15 protein-coding genes are annotated in these 15,890 nt (G+C 58.8%); 4 read left to right on the top strand and 11 right to left on the bottom strand.

Annotation, left to right across the window (positions count from 1 at the left end):
* Nucleotides 1-7 precede the first annotated feature (7 nt).
* Both AC2FIR_RS22160 and AC2FIR_RS22155 read right to left on the bottom strand, forming a co-directional pair.
* Nucleotides 8-1,330 carry an aspartate aminotransferase family protein gene (locus AC2FIR_RS22160; protein ID WP_496747282.1) on the bottom strand — a complete coding sequence of 441 codons (1,323 nt, stop codon included), beginning with the start codon at nt 1,328-1,330 and terminating at the stop codon, nt 8-10.
* Entirely contained in the window at nt 1,327-2,097 is a 771-nt protein-coding gene (locus AC2FIR_RS22155; protein ID WP_496747283.1) for a beta-keto acid cleavage family enzyme, read from the bottom strand. Before AC2FIR_RS22155 ends, AC2FIR_RS22160 begins: the two co-directional genes overlap by 4 nt.
* Before the next feature lie 97 nt (nt 2,098-2,194).
* Here AC2FIR_RS22155 and AC2FIR_RS22150 point away from each other — a divergent pair, with 97 nt between their 5' ends.
* On the top strand, nt 2,195-3,106 hold the full coding sequence (locus tag AC2FIR_RS22150) for a MurR/RpiR family transcriptional regulator (protein WP_496747284.1): 912 nt from the start codon (nt 2,195-2,197) through the stop codon (nt 3,104-3,106).
* Between the two features lie 31 nt (nt 3,107-3,137).
* Here the strand turns inward: AC2FIR_RS22150 and AC2FIR_RS22145 are convergent, their stop codons facing one another.
* From AC2FIR_RS22145 to AC2FIR_RS22125, 5 genes are all read right to left on the bottom strand, one after another.
* On the bottom strand, nt 3,138-3,929 hold the full coding sequence (locus tag AC2FIR_RS22145; RefSeq protein ID WP_496747286.1) for an FAD binding domain-containing protein: 792 nt from the start codon (nt 3,927-3,929) through the stop codon (nt 3,138-3,140).
* A 95-nt stretch (nt 3,930-4,024) separates the two neighbouring features.
* Entirely contained in the window at nt 4,025-6,385 is a 2,361-nt protein-coding gene (locus AC2FIR_RS22140) for a xanthine dehydrogenase family protein molybdopterin-binding subunit (RefSeq protein WP_496747287.1), read from the bottom strand.
* Between the two features lie 54 nt (nt 6,386-6,439).
* A complete protein-coding gene (locus AC2FIR_RS22135) occupies nt 6,440-6,925 on the bottom strand; it encodes a (2Fe-2S)-binding protein (protein WP_170806253.1) in 486 nt (161 codons plus the stop codon).
* 151 nt (nt 6,926-7,076) lie between these two features.
* A complete protein-coding gene (locus AC2FIR_RS22130) occupies nt 7,077-8,078 on the bottom strand; it encodes a molybdopterin-binding protein (RefSeq protein WP_496747289.1) in 1,002 nt (333 codons plus the stop codon).
* Nucleotides 8,075-9,043, bottom strand: a complete 969-nt coding sequence (locus tag AC2FIR_RS22125) for an XdhC family protein (protein WP_496763179.1) — start codon at nt 9,041-9,043, stop codon at nt 8,075-8,077. The genes AC2FIR_RS22130 and AC2FIR_RS22125 overlap by 4 nt, the downstream gene beginning before the upstream one ends.
* A gap of 242 nt (nt 9,044-9,285) precedes the next feature.
* On the opposite strand from AC2FIR_RS22125, the gene AC2FIR_RS22120 reads away from it, so the two are divergent.
* Complete coding sequence (locus tag AC2FIR_RS22120; protein ID WP_170616759.1) at nt 9,286-9,786, top strand: hypothetical protein; 501 nt, start codon at nt 9,286-9,288, stop codon at nt 9,784-9,786.
* Here the strand turns inward: AC2FIR_RS22120 and AC2FIR_RS22115 are convergent.
* The gene (locus AC2FIR_RS22115) at nt 9,783-11,045 is read right to left on the bottom strand and encodes a vWA domain-containing protein (protein ID WP_496763176.1); all 1,263 of its coding nucleotides are present in this window, start codon (nt 11,043-11,045) and stop codon (nt 9,783-9,785) included. The two genes, AC2FIR_RS22120 and AC2FIR_RS22115, sit on opposite strands and share 4 nt — an antisense overlap.
* Nucleotides 11,046-11,103: 58 nt before the next feature.
* A complete protein-coding gene (locus AC2FIR_RS22110) occupies nt 11,104-12,012 on the bottom strand; it encodes an AAA family ATPase (protein ID WP_496747293.1) in 909 nt (302 codons plus the stop codon).
* Between the two features lie 133 nt (nt 12,013-12,145).
* Here AC2FIR_RS22110 and pyrC point away from each other — a divergent pair, with 133 nt between their 5' ends.
* Nucleotides 12,146-13,183, top strand: coding sequence for a dihydroorotase (gene pyrC, locus AC2FIR_RS22105; RefSeq protein ID WP_496763171.1), 1,038 nt, complete (start codon nt 12,146-12,148; stop codon nt 13,181-13,183).
* Here pyrC and AC2FIR_RS22100 read toward each other — a convergent pair.
* On the bottom strand, nt 13,180-14,475 hold the full coding sequence (locus tag AC2FIR_RS22100; RefSeq protein WP_496747296.1) for an MmgE/PrpD family protein: 1,296 nt from the start codon (nt 14,473-14,475) through the stop codon (nt 13,180-13,182). The genes pyrC and AC2FIR_RS22100 overlap by 4 nt on opposite strands.
* 51 nt (nt 14,476-14,526) lie before the next feature.
* Entirely contained in the window at nt 14,527-14,973 is a 447-nt protein-coding gene (locus AC2FIR_RS22095) for a type II toxin-antitoxin system RatA family toxin (protein WP_170616917.1), read from the bottom strand.
* Nucleotides 14,974-15,045: 72 nt separating this feature from the next.
* Between AC2FIR_RS22095 and hpt the strand changes: the two genes are divergently transcribed.
* On the top strand, nt 15,046-15,588 hold the full coding sequence (gene hpt, locus AC2FIR_RS22090) for a hypoxanthine phosphoribosyltransferase (RefSeq protein WP_170616748.1): 543 nt from the start codon (nt 15,046-15,048) through the stop codon (nt 15,586-15,588).
* Nucleotides 15,589-15,890: the final 302 nt, after the last annotated feature.

Raw genomic sequence — 15,890 nt, 5'->3', positions numbered from 1 at the left:
GACTTGATCAGGCCGGCAGCGAAACCTGGATGGCTTTGCTTAGTTTTGCGACCAGTTCGTCAATCTGCTCGTCCTCGATGATAAAGGGTGGTGCCAGCAGGACGTGGTCACCTTTCCTGCCGTCGCGCGTTCCGGACATAGGGTAACAGATCAGCCCTTCGGCCAAAGCGGCCTTCTTGATCTTTCCCGCGACACCCAGCGCAGGGTCAAAAGGCGTGCGGCTTTCCCGATCGGCCACCAGTTCCACCCCGCGGAACAACCCCCGGCCGCGGATATCGCCAATATTCGGATGCTGTCCAAACGCAGCCTCAAGCGCTGATTGCAGCTTTTCACCCATCACGCCAGCTCGGGTCGGCAAATCGCGGTTAGTCAGCTCCCTTACAACAGCCAAGGCAGCAGCCGTCGCAACCGGGTGCCCGATGTAGGTGTGTCCATGCTGAAAGAACCCGGACCCATCCCGGATCGCATCATAAATTGCACCGGAACACAGCATCGCACCGATCGGCTGATACCCCGCGCCCAGACCCTTGGCAATGCACAGGATGTCCGGCGCCACCCCATCATGGGTGCAGGCAAACAGATGCCCTGTCCGGCCCATGCCACACATCACTTCGTCCAGAATCAACAACACGCCATACTTGTCGCAGATCTCACGAATGCGTTTAAAATACCCCTCAACCGCAGGAACTGCACCCAATGTCGCGCCTACAACCGGCTCTGCCATGAAAGCCATCACGGTATCGGGACCAAGCCGTAGAATCTCGGTTTCCAACTCATTGGCGACGCGCTGACCATAGTCAAAGCTACTCTCGCCATCGGGTTTTTCAGCGTATTCGAAACAGGGCGCGATATGGGTCATCTCGATCAGCATCGGCGCGAACTGCGCCCGCCGCCACGCGTTTCCACCTGCCGACAACGCACCCAGAGTGTTGCCGTGATAGCTCTGCCGCCTAGCGATCACATGCCGGCGTTCGGGCTGACCGATTTCAAGATAATACTGGCGCGCCAGCTTGATCGCGGCTTCGGTGGCCTCAGACCCCCCGGAAACGAAGTACACCCGGTCCAGATCACCCGGCGCGTGTTCGATCAGCAAATCCGCCAATTCCTCTGCCGGTTCCGAGGTCATGAAGCCTGTATGGGCAAAGGCGATCTTTTCAACCTGTTCCTGTACCGCCTTGATCACGGCCGGGTTGGAGTGCCCCAGACAGGAAACCGCCGCATCCCCGCAATCCAGATAGCGCCGCCCGTCAGCGTCAATCAGGTAACATCCGTCACCGCCTGCTGCGACCGGCAGTTCGGCCTTGGTGTGACGTGGAAATACATGGCTCATATCAAAATCCTCTCAATTTTTGCGACCAGCGCTGCTACCGATGCCGCATTGTCTGTCCATGTTCGACCTTGTGCGTCGGTCAGGCTGTTTTCGAAACCAACCCGCACATCACCGCCTCGCTTTGCGGCTTCGGCAAGGCACATATGTTCCTGTTTCCCAAAGGCACAGATCATCCACGGCGCCGGATTTTGCGGGAAACCATCAATATCTTCAGGTGTCGATTCTCCACCTGTTGTGTAGCGGCCCAGAACCAGCAGGCGATCCGCCTGCTCCTGTCGCACAATCCCTTTGTCCCGCCACTGGTCCAGCAAAGCCGCATCTTCTGCATCATAAAGGATGTGCTGAACCCGTGTACCCTGTTCCGCACAAAGTCCATATAGCCGCTCCGCAAGCTCCGGCGCGCGGGCAGTTTCACGGACGGAAATCGAAGCCCAGCCAGGTTGGACTTGCTTCACACATTCAAACTGCGCCGCGACATCAAAAACGCCCGCGGCCTCGGTTGTGATCTGAATGTCCATCTCCGGCACAGTGCGGCTCAACTCGGCAATCGCTTCTCGGTATCGCCCAGCATCCAAAGAATGGGCACCTTGATCGTCACGGACATGCAAATGCAGCCCCTGTGCACCGGCATCAAAACAGGATCGGGCGTTGGCCGATATTTCATCCAGCGAAACAGGCAGCTTCGGATGATCAGTGTGACCGCGCCGCGCGCCATTGGGCGCGACCATTACGTAAGGTCTGATTGTTTCATTTTCCGGACGTTGCATTCCCTGCTCCAACCCCAGCCGCGTTCCTGCACCCCATTTACCTGTCGACCGAATGTTTTCAACTTGCCATTTTCATTACATATGTTTTTCTTTTCGTATGACTGAATCTCCAACCCAACTGACCAACCGCCTACGCCGCACCATCGATGACCTGCCGACACAGCTTCAGGCAGCCGCAAAATACATTATCGATCATCCAGCAGATTTCGGTATCGACCCGGTTCGAGTTACCGCCCAAAAGATCGGCGTCAGTTCCAACGTTCTGGTCCGATTAGCACAGAGGCTGGGCTTTGACGGCTTTGACGCCTTTCGTCAGCCATTTCGGCACGCTCTGGCCACAGACCGAGAGGAACAGTTGGGACAGGACTGGCTGTCCAGCCTCAGACAAGAAGGGCAATTCGCTACGGCTCAATCCCAATTTGCACGGAATGAGTTGAACGTCGTCACCCGTTCGTTGCGGCAGATAGACCCCAAGAAAATGCAGATGGCCACGGACATCATATCCAATGCAAAGCGTTGCTTTGTGACGGCCACACGGGCCAGCCATGCACTGGCGTCTTATTTTTGCTACGCCGGACGCATGGCACAACCCGGAATGCAGCTTATCCCTCGGCAAATGGGCTCCGCGATTGATGATCTGATCGAAGGGGACACGCAGGATTGTCTGTTCGCGATAACCGTCCAACCTTATTCAGCGGACACGATTCAGGCCATGCGGTATGCCCGCGACATGGGAATGAAGATCATACTTTTGTCGGACAGTGACGTCATCGCCCCGGGCGTCAAACCCGACGTTGTCCTGGCAGTCAGCACCCGATCCCTGCACCACTTCTCAAGCTTTTCGGGCGCAATGGCCGTTCTGGAATGCTTGCTTGGTCATCTCTTTGACGCCGGCGGCGACGCCGCACGAATTCGCGTGGAAGAATATCAAAGGGCTCGTGAGGAAACCGGCGCTTACTGGCGCCCTTCAAAACCGCCCAGAGTGCGTCAAAAGAACAGCCCCCGGTAAACCCGGGGCCTGCCCCTGTTCATTGAGCTGTTTACATCGTCGCTTCGACAGCCCGTCTGGTCATCACGTTCACCAGATGTGCGCGATACTCCTTGCTGCCATGCAAGTCCCCAATCATGTTCGCGGGGTTGACCCTCAGGTCCATCAACGCATCCGGCCGGAACTCCTTGTTCAGGGCCTGCTCAGCCTCACCCCATCGAAACACGCCATCTTCGCTGGCCCCGGTTACGGCAACCCGAACACCGTCAGCGAAACGGGCAAGAAACACACCCACCAACGCAAAACGCGACGCCGGTTGCAGAAACTTCTGGTAACTCGCCGCCTGTGGCACCGGAAAGCGGACAGACGTAATGATTTCACCTTCATCCAGCGCAGTGGTGAACATGCCCTGAAAAAAGTCATCTGCCGCAATCTGGCGTGTATTGGTAACGATGGTCGCACCTGATCCCAGAACACCCGCAGGATAACAGGCTGCAGGATCATTGTTTGCCACCGACCCGCCAATTGTGCCGCGGTTGCGCACTGCCGGATCGCCGATCTGATCAGCCAGCGCCGCCAGTGCCGGGTACGACCCCGCCGCATCACGCGCCACCGAGGCATGAGTCGTCGCCCCACCGATCGCAACCGAGCCATCGTCTTCAATGCAAACACCCTTCATCTCGGCAATTCCGCTCAGGGATACCAGGGATGATGGCGCCGCCAGTCGCTGTTTCAGCGTCGGGATAAGGGTCTGCCCTCCTCCCAACGCCTGTGCATCCTCGGCCGCCAACGCGGCAACCGCATCGGCTATGGTCGAGGGTTTTTCAAACTCGAAACTGTACATTTCGCTTTTCCTTTCCGAAGGGCGTTTCCCGGCCCTTCATCTTTTTGGAAATACTCCGGGGGTCCGGGGGCTGGCCCCCGGTCCACCTTCTCAACTCAGCCGTTCATGGCTGCCCAGACGCGCGACGGGCTGACCGGCATGTCGATGTGGTCCACCGCCTTCCCGCCCGAATTCAGCGCATCCAGCACCGCATTGACAACTGCCGGCGGCGATCCGATCGCGCCCGCTTCGCCACAGCCCTTCACACCCAATGGGTTATGCGTGCACGGCGTCTGGCTGGAATGGTCGACACCATAGAATGGCACATCATCGGCACGCGGCATGGCGTAATCCATGAAGGACGCACTCAGCAACTGGCCGTTCTCGTCATAGGCGCAGTTCTCCAGCAGGGCCTGACCGATGCCCTGACCGATACCGCCATGGACCTGGCCGTCAACGATCATCGGATTGACGATATTGCCAAAATCATCCGCGGCCGTGAATTTCTCGATGCTGACCTGACCGGTGTCCGGATCAACCTCGACCTCACAGGCATAAGCACCTGCCGGGAAGGTGAAATTGGCAGGGTCATAGAAGGCGGTTTCCTCAAGCCCCGGCTCGACCTCCAGCGGATAGTTGTGCGGGACATATGCCGTCAGGGTCACATCCCCCCAGGCAACCGATTTATCGGTGCCCGCGACACTGAACTGACCATCCTTCAGCTCGATATCGGCCTCGGACGCTTCAAGCAGATGTGCAGCGATCTTTTTCGCCTTATCGATCACCTTCTCGGTCGCCTTGACCATGGCCGACCCACAGACCGCAAGCGAACGTGAGCCGTAGGTGCCCATCCCGAACGGGATCTTGGACGTATCCCCATGCACGATCTCGACCATCGACTCGTCGATGCCGATCATGTCCGCCACGACCTGCGGGAAGGCGGTTTCATGCCCCTGCCCGTGGCTGTGCGCACCGACCATGACGCTGATCGACCCAGTCGCGTTCACGCGCACCGTCGCAGCGTCATAGAGACCCGCGCGGGCCCCCAGCATCCCAACGATGTTAGAGGGCGCGATGCCGCAGGCCTCGATATAGCAGTTGATCCCAAGACCGCGTAGCTTGCCTTTGGCCTCACTCGCCGACCGACGTGCAGCAAAGCCCGCCAAATCGGCAGCGGCCTCAAGCTTGTCCATCGTCCCGTTGTAGTTTCCAGTGTCATAAGTCAGCGCCACCGGCGTGTCATAGGGGAACTGAGTGATGAAGTTCTGACGGCGCAGTGCAATCGGATCGACGCCCAGCTCACGTGCGGCCTTGTCCACGACGCGCTCCAACTGGAAGGTCGCCTCGGGGCGGCCTGCACCGCGATAGGCATCCACCGGCACCGTGTTGGTGAACATCGCTTTCACGTTTACCTGAATGACCGGCGTCTTGTAGTTGCCCGCCATCAGTGTGCCGTGCAGCCAGGTCGGAACCGAGCTGGAGAAGGTCGACAGATACGCGCCCAGATTGGCATAGGTGTTGGTCCGCAGGCCGACAAAATTATTGTCCGCATCCAGCGCCAGCTCGATCTTGCTGACGTGATCCCGACCCTGCGCATCCGACATGAATGCCTCGGACCGGCTGGCGGTCCACTTGACCGGACGCCCGCAGGCTTTTGCCGCAAAGGTACAGAACGCTTCTTCGGCATAGTGGAAGATCTTGGTGCCAAAGCCGCCACCCACATCCGGGGCCACCACGCGGACCTTGTGTTCGGGCAGACCCAAAACAAAGGCACACATCAGCAGACGGATCACGTGCGGGTTCTGCGACGTCGTGTACAGAGTATACTCTTCGGTCGCGCGGCTGTACTCGGCCACGGCCACGCGCGGCTCCATCGGGTTGGCGACCAGACGGTTGTTGACCAGATCCAGCGAGGTCACATGAGCCGCGTTGGCAAAGACCTCGTTGACCTTGGCGTCGTCCGCTTCGCCCAGCTGCCAGTCATAGCAGATGTTGTTCTTGAGGTCGTCATGAACCAGCGTCGCGCCATCTTGCGCTGCGGCCTTCATATCCATAACGGCTGGCAATTCATCGATTTCCACGTCGATTGCCTCGGCCGCGTCGCGCGCCTGTTCAAGGCTATCGGCCACAACGGCGGCGATGGGATCGCCAACGTGACGCACTTTGCCCTGCGCCAGAATGGGGTGCGGCGGCTCCTGCATGGGTGCGCCGTGTTTGTCGGTGACTTCCCAGCCGCAGGGCATCCCGCCCACGCCTTCGAAGTCCTTACCGGTGAACACTTTGACCACACCTGGCATGGCTTCCGCCGCAGATGTGTCTATGGATTTGATCCGGCCATGTGCGATGTCGGACCGCAGAAAATGTACATAGGCCTGTCCACGTACGTTGATGTCGTCGGTGTAATTGCCCGCTCCGGTCAGAAAGCGCACGTCCTCGCGCCGCTTGGAACTGGCTCCGATGCCACTGTCTTTGGGCATTGCTTGTTCTCCTCCCTGGGAAAGAATTTTCGCTGAAAATTCTTTGCGACCGCTTTATTCGGCGGCGATGCTGGAAACGTCCTGGCCCGATGCGGCCATGATCGCCTTGACGATGTTGTGATACCCGGTGCAGCGGCACAGGTTGCCTTCCAGATATTTCCGGATCTCGGCCTCGGTCGGACGCGGGTTATCTTTCAGCAGCGCGGCGGCACTCATCACCATGCCGGGCGTGCAAAAGCCGCACTGAAGGCCATGGTGATCCTGAAACGCCTGCTGGATCACGTTCAGCGAACCGTCCGGGTTGGCCTGCCCCTCAATCGTGCCGACGTCGGCACCGTCCGCCTCAAGCGCCAGCATGTTGCAGGATTTCACCGCGTCCCCGTTCACGTGAACGACGCACGCGCCGCACTGCGCGGTGTCGCAACCAACATGTGTCCCGGTCAGCGACAGGTGATCGCGCAGAAAGCTGGACAACAAGGTCCGGCCTTCGACATCACCGCTCACGGGTTTTCCGTTCACGGTCATTGAGACCTGTGTCATAAGTTCCTCCCATTTCGTTTTTTTGCTTGTGCCGAGTTAAACACGGGAATTTTCGTTTGAGAACAAAAATCTTTGGCAGGTGCACGAACAGGGGGATTGGCCAAACACAACAGCTTAGCCCGCAATGGCGACCGGGCAAAATGCCCCTACGTCACACCTTCTTTCTGGCCCGGGGCTGCGGTCTTGTCGGAATTTCCTTGAGCAATCCGCCAACCCCCATCCCGGCGATATCCGCACTGGTCACCGGGATGCCGCAGGCCACGCGGGACAACACCCAGTCGGCCCCGTTCAAGGCAGGCGCACGCGCACATCCCGGCAGTCCAATGACGGGACGATCCGACAAGCTACCAAGAAACAGCAAGTTGCCGGGATCGACCGGCATACCAAACCTGTCCACCTGACCCCCAGCCGAGCGCACGGCTTCGGGGGCCACGTCGGCGGGATCCGATGTCGCAGACCCTGTCAGAATCATCACGATATCCTCTTGCATGGCGGCAATGGCTTCGGCCAGATCTGGCGTTCGATGCGGCACGATGCGGATATCGTTCAACTCCATCCCAAGCGCTTCGACACGCCCACGCATCGAAGCAATACCCTTTTCATTCGGTGGACCGCCGGGAATGTCGGTCACGATCAATCCGGCTGTGCGGTGGACGGGTACGGCCAGCCGGATCGAGTTCTCGGCCAGTCGCGATGCCTGCAAGACGTCACCGCCGGGAACCGCATACGAGATCACCTTGATCGTTGCGACCATCCCACCGGCTTCCATCTGCTGGTGCTGGGGGACAGTGGCGACCGTTATCATTGGATTGACCAGATTGAACTGCCGCAGAGCATCCGTATCCAGAACCACGACGCCGGGCCCGTCCGCCAGCAGGTTGACGCGCCCGGTAAATGGCTGCGTTACCCGAAGACCGGCAGCGGCCGGGTCTGGCGCCAGAGCCTCGGCCAGCATTCGGGCGGCTTCGTCCTCGTGGCAATCCCCGGGTTCCAGCCCGGCCACGATAACCTCGGAATGGCCGGCTTGTGTCAGTTGTTCAAGGTGTTCACGCGACAGGATCACGCCTTTGCGCAGTTTGACTGTGCCAGCCTGAACCGAGTGCGCAAGTACCGCCCCTTCTGCTTCGGGCACCAGAACCGGCCCGAATTTCACGCCTTGCCCCGCAATACGGCGGTCATTTGCGCCAGTATGGCAACCGCTATTTCCGAAGGATCCGCAGCGCCGATATCCAGTCCGATCGGACCGTGGATTCTGGCAATCTGCGCATTTGTAAAACCAGCCTGCTTCATCCGGTCCACTCGTTTGGCGTGTGTGCGTGTAGAACCAAGTGCGCCTATATAGAACACATCAGCCTGCAACGCGGCCTGCAACGCCGGATCATCCAGTTTGGGATCGTGGGTCAGCAAAACCACTGCGGTCCGCGCATCCAGCCCCAGTTGAGCGACCGCCTCGTCTGGCCATTCCGTCAGAATGGTTTCACCGGGAAACCGCGCGCTGGATGCGAAGGCTTCTCGCGGATCAATGATTGCAGGATCATACCCGGCGATCCGCGCCATTGGCACAAGCGCCTGCGCAATGTGGACCGCACCCACGATGATCAGCCGCAGCGGAGGGTTGTGGACAGCCACAAAGGTCTTGCCGTCCGCTTCAAAACCGGACCGGTCCATGCGGAGCCTCTCGTGATACGCGTTCCGGCGTAAAGCCCGGTGCCCTGTGTCGATATTGACTTCATACGCGACGGCTTCACGCGCTGCGCGCGCCGCAACCAGATTGGTCAGCATGTTTTCCGTCAGAACCGTGCCGACAGGCTCGACCAGAACACGTATCGTGCCGCCACAGGCCAGACCGACGGCAAAGGCGTCCTCGTCGCTGACACCGAATTCCAGCAGGCGCGCCTCGCCTTCATCGATGGCTTCCATTGCTTCGACGATTACTGCACCCTCGACACATCCACCGGAGACCGACCCTTCGATCCGGCCATCGCCCCCGATCACAAGCTGCGATCCGACCCGTCGCGGCGCACTGCCCCAGGTATCGACAACGGTCGCCAGGGCCGCGCCACGGCCCTTGCGGAACCAGTTCAGTGCTGTCTCCGGGCTATTGTCGAATCGATCCATCGAAACCTCCTGGCGTTTCCCGTTCCAACATAGGCAGGTTTGCTGCAATGAAAAGTCAGCCCTGCGGCGAGGTCAGCAAGAAACCCATTGCTGGAAGACGAACGGATCCTTGGGGCAACCTGACGGCTTCATCATATTCAAAAAACCCTAGGATTGATTGTTTTGGGCGCAGGTTTTAGCCTGACCCCGCATCTGGCAAGTTGCCTGATGCTCTGCCACTTTTTTTTGAATCGGAGAGAAAATTGAAACGTATTCTTTCACTGGGGACCGCATTGGGGCTGATGGCCTCGACTGCTGTATGGGCTGATACATTCGAACGGTATGGAGAAGTCGAGGGCTGGAAAGTCTTTGTGGACAAGGAAAAGAAGTCCTGTCTGATTGAAGCCGTGGACAGCGCTGAAAACGTGGTTCAGATGGGGCTGACCGAAGACCGCGGGGTTGGCTACGTCGGCATATTCACCAAGGAAAAAACCGATATCAAACGCGGTGAAAAAGGTGCGGTCGCAATCATGCTGGGTGACAACCTGTATGTCGGCGAAGGTACTGGCATGAAAGGGAACATCACCAAGGGTTATTCCGGTGGCTATGTCCTGTCGGACAACCCGCAATTCGCCGACGATCTGGCCAAACAGAAGGTCATGGTCGTTTTTCCGGAAAAGGAATTCGCCTTTACCGTCGATCTGACGGGCACCTACAAAGCCATGGAAATGGCACGAGAGTGCAATGAAAAGCAGCTAGGCTAAGACTGCTCTGAAAGCGCGGTCATCAGCCGCGCTTTCTCACCATTGTCGTCGGTCCGCGATATGACCTGGGCCAGTTCCTCAAGCGAAGCGATGGAATGACCCGCCCGGAAGCTGTCGACATGGGGCAGCATGGCCGCAATTCCCTTGGCTTTGGGTGCAAAGCCATCCCATCGCAGCAGGGGGTTCAGCCAGATCAGGCGCCTTGCAGAGAGATGCAGCCTCTCAATTTCCTTCGCCAGTGCATCCGGCTCACCGCGATCCAGCCCGTCTGAGATCAGCAGAACCACCGCGCCCTGCCCCATGACCCGTCGGGACCAGTCCCGATTGAAAGCGTGAAGGCATTCCCCGATACGGGTTCCTCCTTCCCAGTCCTGCGCCTCGGCCCCGGCGGCGGCCAGCGCTGCATCGACATCGCGCTGATGCAGGTGTCTGGTGATATTCGTCAGTCGGGTTCCGACAGTGAAAGCATGAACCCTGGCCCAGCCCGCGCCGCGCGCATTCGAGACGGTGTGCAGAAAATGCAGGATGATCCGGCTGTATTGACTCATCGAGCCCGATATATCGCAAAGAACGACAAGGTTGGGCCAGCGCGGTCTGGGCCGTTGCCGGGCGATGTCCCGCATGTCCCCACCCTGCCGCATCGCGGCCCGCAACGTTCGGGCCCGGTCGATACGATGACCCAGATGGCTGACCTGACCACGGCGTGAAGCAATGGGTTTGACCGGCAGAGACAAGCGCGACAGCATCCGTTTGGCCTGTGCGATTTCGTCGGTGCTCATCTGTTCGAAATCCAGATTTCGCAGTCGTTCTTCGGACGACGCAGTCTGAGAGGCATCAATGTCGAGTTCGGTTTCCTCACCCTGATCCTCGACTTCCGGCAGATCCTTTTCGACACTACCCAGCAGGGCCTCGGCTGCCCGCTTTTCGGCTGCATCCGCTTTGCGCTCCTCCTGAACACCGCGAATGGCCGGCAGCATCATGGACATCATGTGTTCGAGATAGCGTGGATCCCGCCAATACAGGCGAAACACCTGTGCAAACACGGTGCGGTGTTCCGGACGACTGACGAAACAGGCGTGGAGGGTCCAGTAGAAATCCTGCTTGCGGGTAAAACCGGCGGCTTCAACGGCGCGGATGGCATCAATGACGCGGCCGGTTCCTATCGGCAACCCGGCCTTGCGCAGAGCGCGGGCAAAATGGGTGATATTCTGCGCCAGTTTGGGATCATCGGGAATGTCGATCGGCAGTTGCTCGGCCATCACAATGCATGGGGGCGCTGCCCCCATACCCCTGGAGTATTTCGGAAAAGATGAAGCATCACGCCGGTTCGAGTGAGGCTTTGGCCTGATCCAGAATGCGTTTCGCCTCGGACCCCTGCAGTTTCTGGATATCGTCCTGGTATTTCAGGATTGCGCCCAGTGTGTCGCCGATCACTTCGGGGCTGAGATTGATGACATCCAGCGCCAACAGGCACTTGGCCCAGTCGATCGTTTCGGCGACGCCGGGCTTCTTGAACAGGTCCTCGGTCCGCAGATGCTGGACAAAGGCCACAATTTCACGACTGAGGGCGTCGGCAGCCTCGGGCGCGCGGGCATGCAGGATTTCGATTTCACGGTCGAAATCCGGATAGTCGACCCAATGATACAGGCACCGTCGTTTGAGCGCGTCGTGGACCTCGCGCGTTCGGTTCGACGTGACGATCACAATTGGCGGTTCCGGCGCTTTGATCGTACCGAGCTCCGGGATCGTCACCTGAAAATCACTGAGGGCTTCCAGCAGAAAGGCTTCGAATGGCTCGTCCGTCCGGTCCAGTTCGTCAATCAGAAGTACAGGCGCGCCGTTTTCATCGGGCTGCATGGCCTGCAGCAAGGGGCGTTCCACGAGGTAGTCTTTGGAAAACAGTTCGGCCTGCAGGGCGGATCTGTCGGCATCACCTGCCGCTTCGGCCGTCCGGATTGCTACCATTTGCGCAGGAAAGTTCCACTCGTAAACGGCCGATGCGGCATCCAGCCCCTCGTAGCACTGCAACCGGATGAGCCGCCGCCCCAGACCGGAAGCCAGCGCCTTGGCGATCTCGGTTTTGCCGACCCCGGCCTCGCCTTCCAGAAACAGCGGGCGACCCAGTTTGAGAGACAAAAACACAACGGTCGCCAGAGACCGGCCGCAGACGTATCCCTGCGCGCCCAACATCTTCTGAACCGCATCAATGGATTGGGGGTGGTTCATCAGCCAATCTCCTTTCGCACACAAGGGCATGGTGCCGGTCTTGCGTCAACCCCACCGGTCTTTCTGGACTTACTGCGATCAGATGGTTCGACAAGGTCTTTCACGATTGCGACCCTTGTGCTAGCCGGGGCACATGACAGACAGCATCACGATCCGCCGCCCCGACGACTGGCATCTGCATCTGCGCGATGGCGCTATGTTGCAGGCCGTTTTGCCCGAAACAGCACGCCATTTTGCGCGCGCCATCATCATGCCGAACCTTGTGCCCCCTGTCGTCACCGGCGCACAGGCCGCAGCCTATCGGGAGCGTATTCTGGCCGCGCTGCCGGAAGGAATGAGTTTCGAGCCGTTGATGACGTTGTATCTGACTGAAGATACGGACCCGGATGATCTGGCCGCCGCCCATGCCAGCGGTCTGATCAAGGCTGTCAAGCTGTACCCGGCAGGCGCGACGACGAATTCTGCCTCGGGCGTGCGCGATTTCGACAAGGTCCGCCATGTACTGGAAAAAATGGCGAGCATCGGTTTGCCGCTTTGTGTGCACGGCGAAGTAACCGATGCAGAGATCGATATTTTCGACCGTGAGGCTGTGTTCATCGACCGCGTTCTGGATCCGATCCGCAAGGCGACGCCCGAACTGCGTGTTGTGATGGAGCATATTACGACGAAAGACGGTGTCGATTATGTCAAATCGAATGAGGCCGGACTGGGCGCAACGATTACGGCGCATCACCTGATCATCAATCGCAACCACATTCTGGTTGGCGGCATCAAACCACATTATTATTGTCTTCCTGTCGCAAAACGGGAAGAACACCGCCTTGCATTGCTGGCCGCAGCGACCTCGGGCGATGCGCGGTATTTCCTGGGCACGGACAGCGCGCCGCATACGGATGCTAACAAGGAAATGGCCTGCGGCTGCGCCGGGTGTTTCACGGCGACAAACACCATGTCGCTGCTGGCGGAAATGTTCGAGCGTGAAAACGCGCTGGACAAGCTGGAAGGGTTTGCCTCGCTCAACGGTCCGGCATTCTATGGCTTGCCTGTGAATGAGGACAGCCTCACCCTGACGAAGGGTGACGCGGTGACCTACCCGTCCAAAATTGAGACAGGGGATGGCCCTGTGACCGTGTTCGACCCGGGCTTCCCGCTGCACTGGCGGGTTGATTAACCTACAGGATTGATTGGCAATTCGCGGGCGCGGCCCCCGGTGCGCAGCATCGACCAGACCGCGTCCGCGTCTTCGTGTCCGATAAGTTTGGCGGCCTTGCCGCGGACGCGGTCTTCGCGGTCCGACAGAGCCATGGGCGTCAGCAGATCATGCTTCGCCTTACGCCGGACGCCATCGCGGCGCAGAAGAGATATCTGCGCTTGCGTTTCAGACAGGCTGTCATCGGCATCGACTGAAATCCGGTTTCGCAGGGACACAATGCGCGGGTCGGCGCAGGTTCTGGCCGAATAGCTTTCCGGCAATGCGGTATCGAATCCCAGCGCCTGCATCGCAATCACCGTTCGATAGGAAAACTTGGCACCCAATCCGGTGTCCGGCGACATCTGGTTACACACGCTCATCCAGCGCGGGTGCGTCTTGATCTTGATCTCGGCCACTTCGGGTTCCGCGATGTCAAGGTCACGCGCCGCTTCCAGCGCGGCGTGCAACCCGTGGCAGCAGGCATGGAACTTGTGGCTGACGGACTCGAACAGCCATTCATCGCCCAAACCATCGAGTGCAGAGACGATGTCGCCCTCTCCGTGATGAGTGGCGCCAAACCCGTACTGCCCTTCAAGCGCGGCAGAGTTCGGTTCGAACCCGCGCTGAACGAGCAGCGCCGCCTCGACTCCGGTAGATGATGCCATACCGGCGTTATATGGTTTACCCATGGTTCCAAACTGCGCCTTAAGCCCGGCGGCGCGTGTCGCAGTAAGCCCCAGGGCTCTTTCCATTTGCCCGGCATCGAAGCCCAATATCCGCCCGGCGGCAACGGCCGCACCAAACGCGCCCGCCGTTGCGGTCTGGTGAAACCCAGCTTGATAATGACCGCGTCCCAGCCACAGCCCGATGCGGATGGAGACCTCCATACCAACCAGCGCGGCCTCAAGAAGGTCGACGACAATGCGGTCGTCCCATTCTGCCAAGGCCAACGCAGCAGGCACAACAACCACCGAAGGGTGTCCGATATGGGCAAAATGCGTGTCGTCGTAATCCAGCGCATGTGAGACCGTACCGTTGACCAACGCGGCCGCGCGCAAGGGCGCCGAACCGCCGCCGAACAAGCGGGCCTGTTGTAGGCCGGCCTCGGCCAGAACCATTGCGCGGACGATTTTCGACACAGGTTCGTCCGCGCCCGCCCGCCCTACCGCGATCCAGTCGAGCACGGACAGGGATGTTACGATCCGGGTCTGGGATGAGGTCGAAACGGGGCCAGCGGCGAAAGCGGCAATCTTGGTAGTGAAATCAGTCATGAGCGCAGTCTAGCGTGCGCCCGTCTCCGGTAAAGCCTCAGGATTGGGACACTAGCCGTAAAGTTCGGCGGCCCGGGCTTCGAACGCGCGCACGATCCGCTGCATTGCTTCGTTGAATACAACGCCAATGATGCCTTGCAGGATGGCATTCTTGAATTCGAAGTCCACATGGAAAGCGATATTGCAGCCGCCATCCGGGGCGTCCTCGAACTGCCAGTCGGACTTCATGTATTTGAACGGACCATCCAGGTATTCGGTATCGATCCTTTTCTGATCCGCAAACAAAGTCACGCGGCTACCAAAACGCTCGCGAAAGACTTTGAAAGAGATGACCAGATCGGCCTCCATCACCTGCGCTTCTCCAACAGCAAAGGTCTTGCGGACCCGCGCCGCGGCACACCATGGCAGGAATTCCGGATATTTGGCCACATCGGCAACCAGATCATACATCTGCTGAGCGGTGTAAGGCAGGTGGCGGTTTTCCGAATGAATGGGCATGGCGTCCGGTATTTGCAGGTGACAATGGCGCGTCATGTCGTATGTTGCGCGCCAAAGATCAAGGGGGCAGCAATGAGCGACCGCGCATATGTGATAGATGAGATGATCTCAGCCAAGGCGATTGCCGCGCGGATCGAAGAGCTCTGTCGCGAGATCACCGATGAGTTTGGCGGTACGGACAAACTTGTCGTTGTTGGCTTGCTGCGCGGCAGCTTCGTGTTCATCGCCGACCTGGTGCGGGAACTGGACTTGCCGATCGAGGTCGATTTTCTCGAGGCATCCTCGTATGGAGACTCGATGGAAAGCAGCCGGGAAGTACGCATTCTCAAAGACTTGCGCGGCGCAATTGAAGGCCGGGACGTGTTGGTTGTCGAAGACATCGTCGACACGGGCCACACCCTGAACCATGTCACCCACCTGCTGCTGAGCCGGAAACCCAAACGACTGAAATCTATTGCTTTGCTGGACAAGCCCAGCCGGCGCGAGGTTGACTTCCGCTCGGACTGGATCGGGTTCGAAATTCCGGATGAATTTGTCGTGGGATACGGAATCGACTACGCACAGCGTAACCGCAACCTGCCTTTCATCGGCAAGGTTCGTTTTGTCGAGAACTGACCGAGGACCGTACGGACCCTCGCCGTGTTCTGCGCAGTTCAGGTGGGGCCTACAAGCGAGTATTCGGCGTAATATTTCAGGGTCTTTCAATCGCTGTATTGCGTGCTTGGCTTGTTGGTCAGGTAGTCCGTGACTAACCCCTGAAATGTCTACTGTACGAAAAGTCAATAAATTCAAGCAACCGAATATCAATGGACAATGTGCTCAACCGCAGACTACCCTCAGCCCACATTCCCCAAGTAAGTCGCTGTTTCCGCTGTCGTGATCGTGTTATTTCCGATATAAATCATGGTGTTGGTGAC

This window comes from Ruegeria sp. CDSB136 (genome assembly GCF_059610965.1).
Note: the sequence above shows the minus strand (reverse complement) of the source record. Positions and strands in the feature narration are given on the sequence as shown.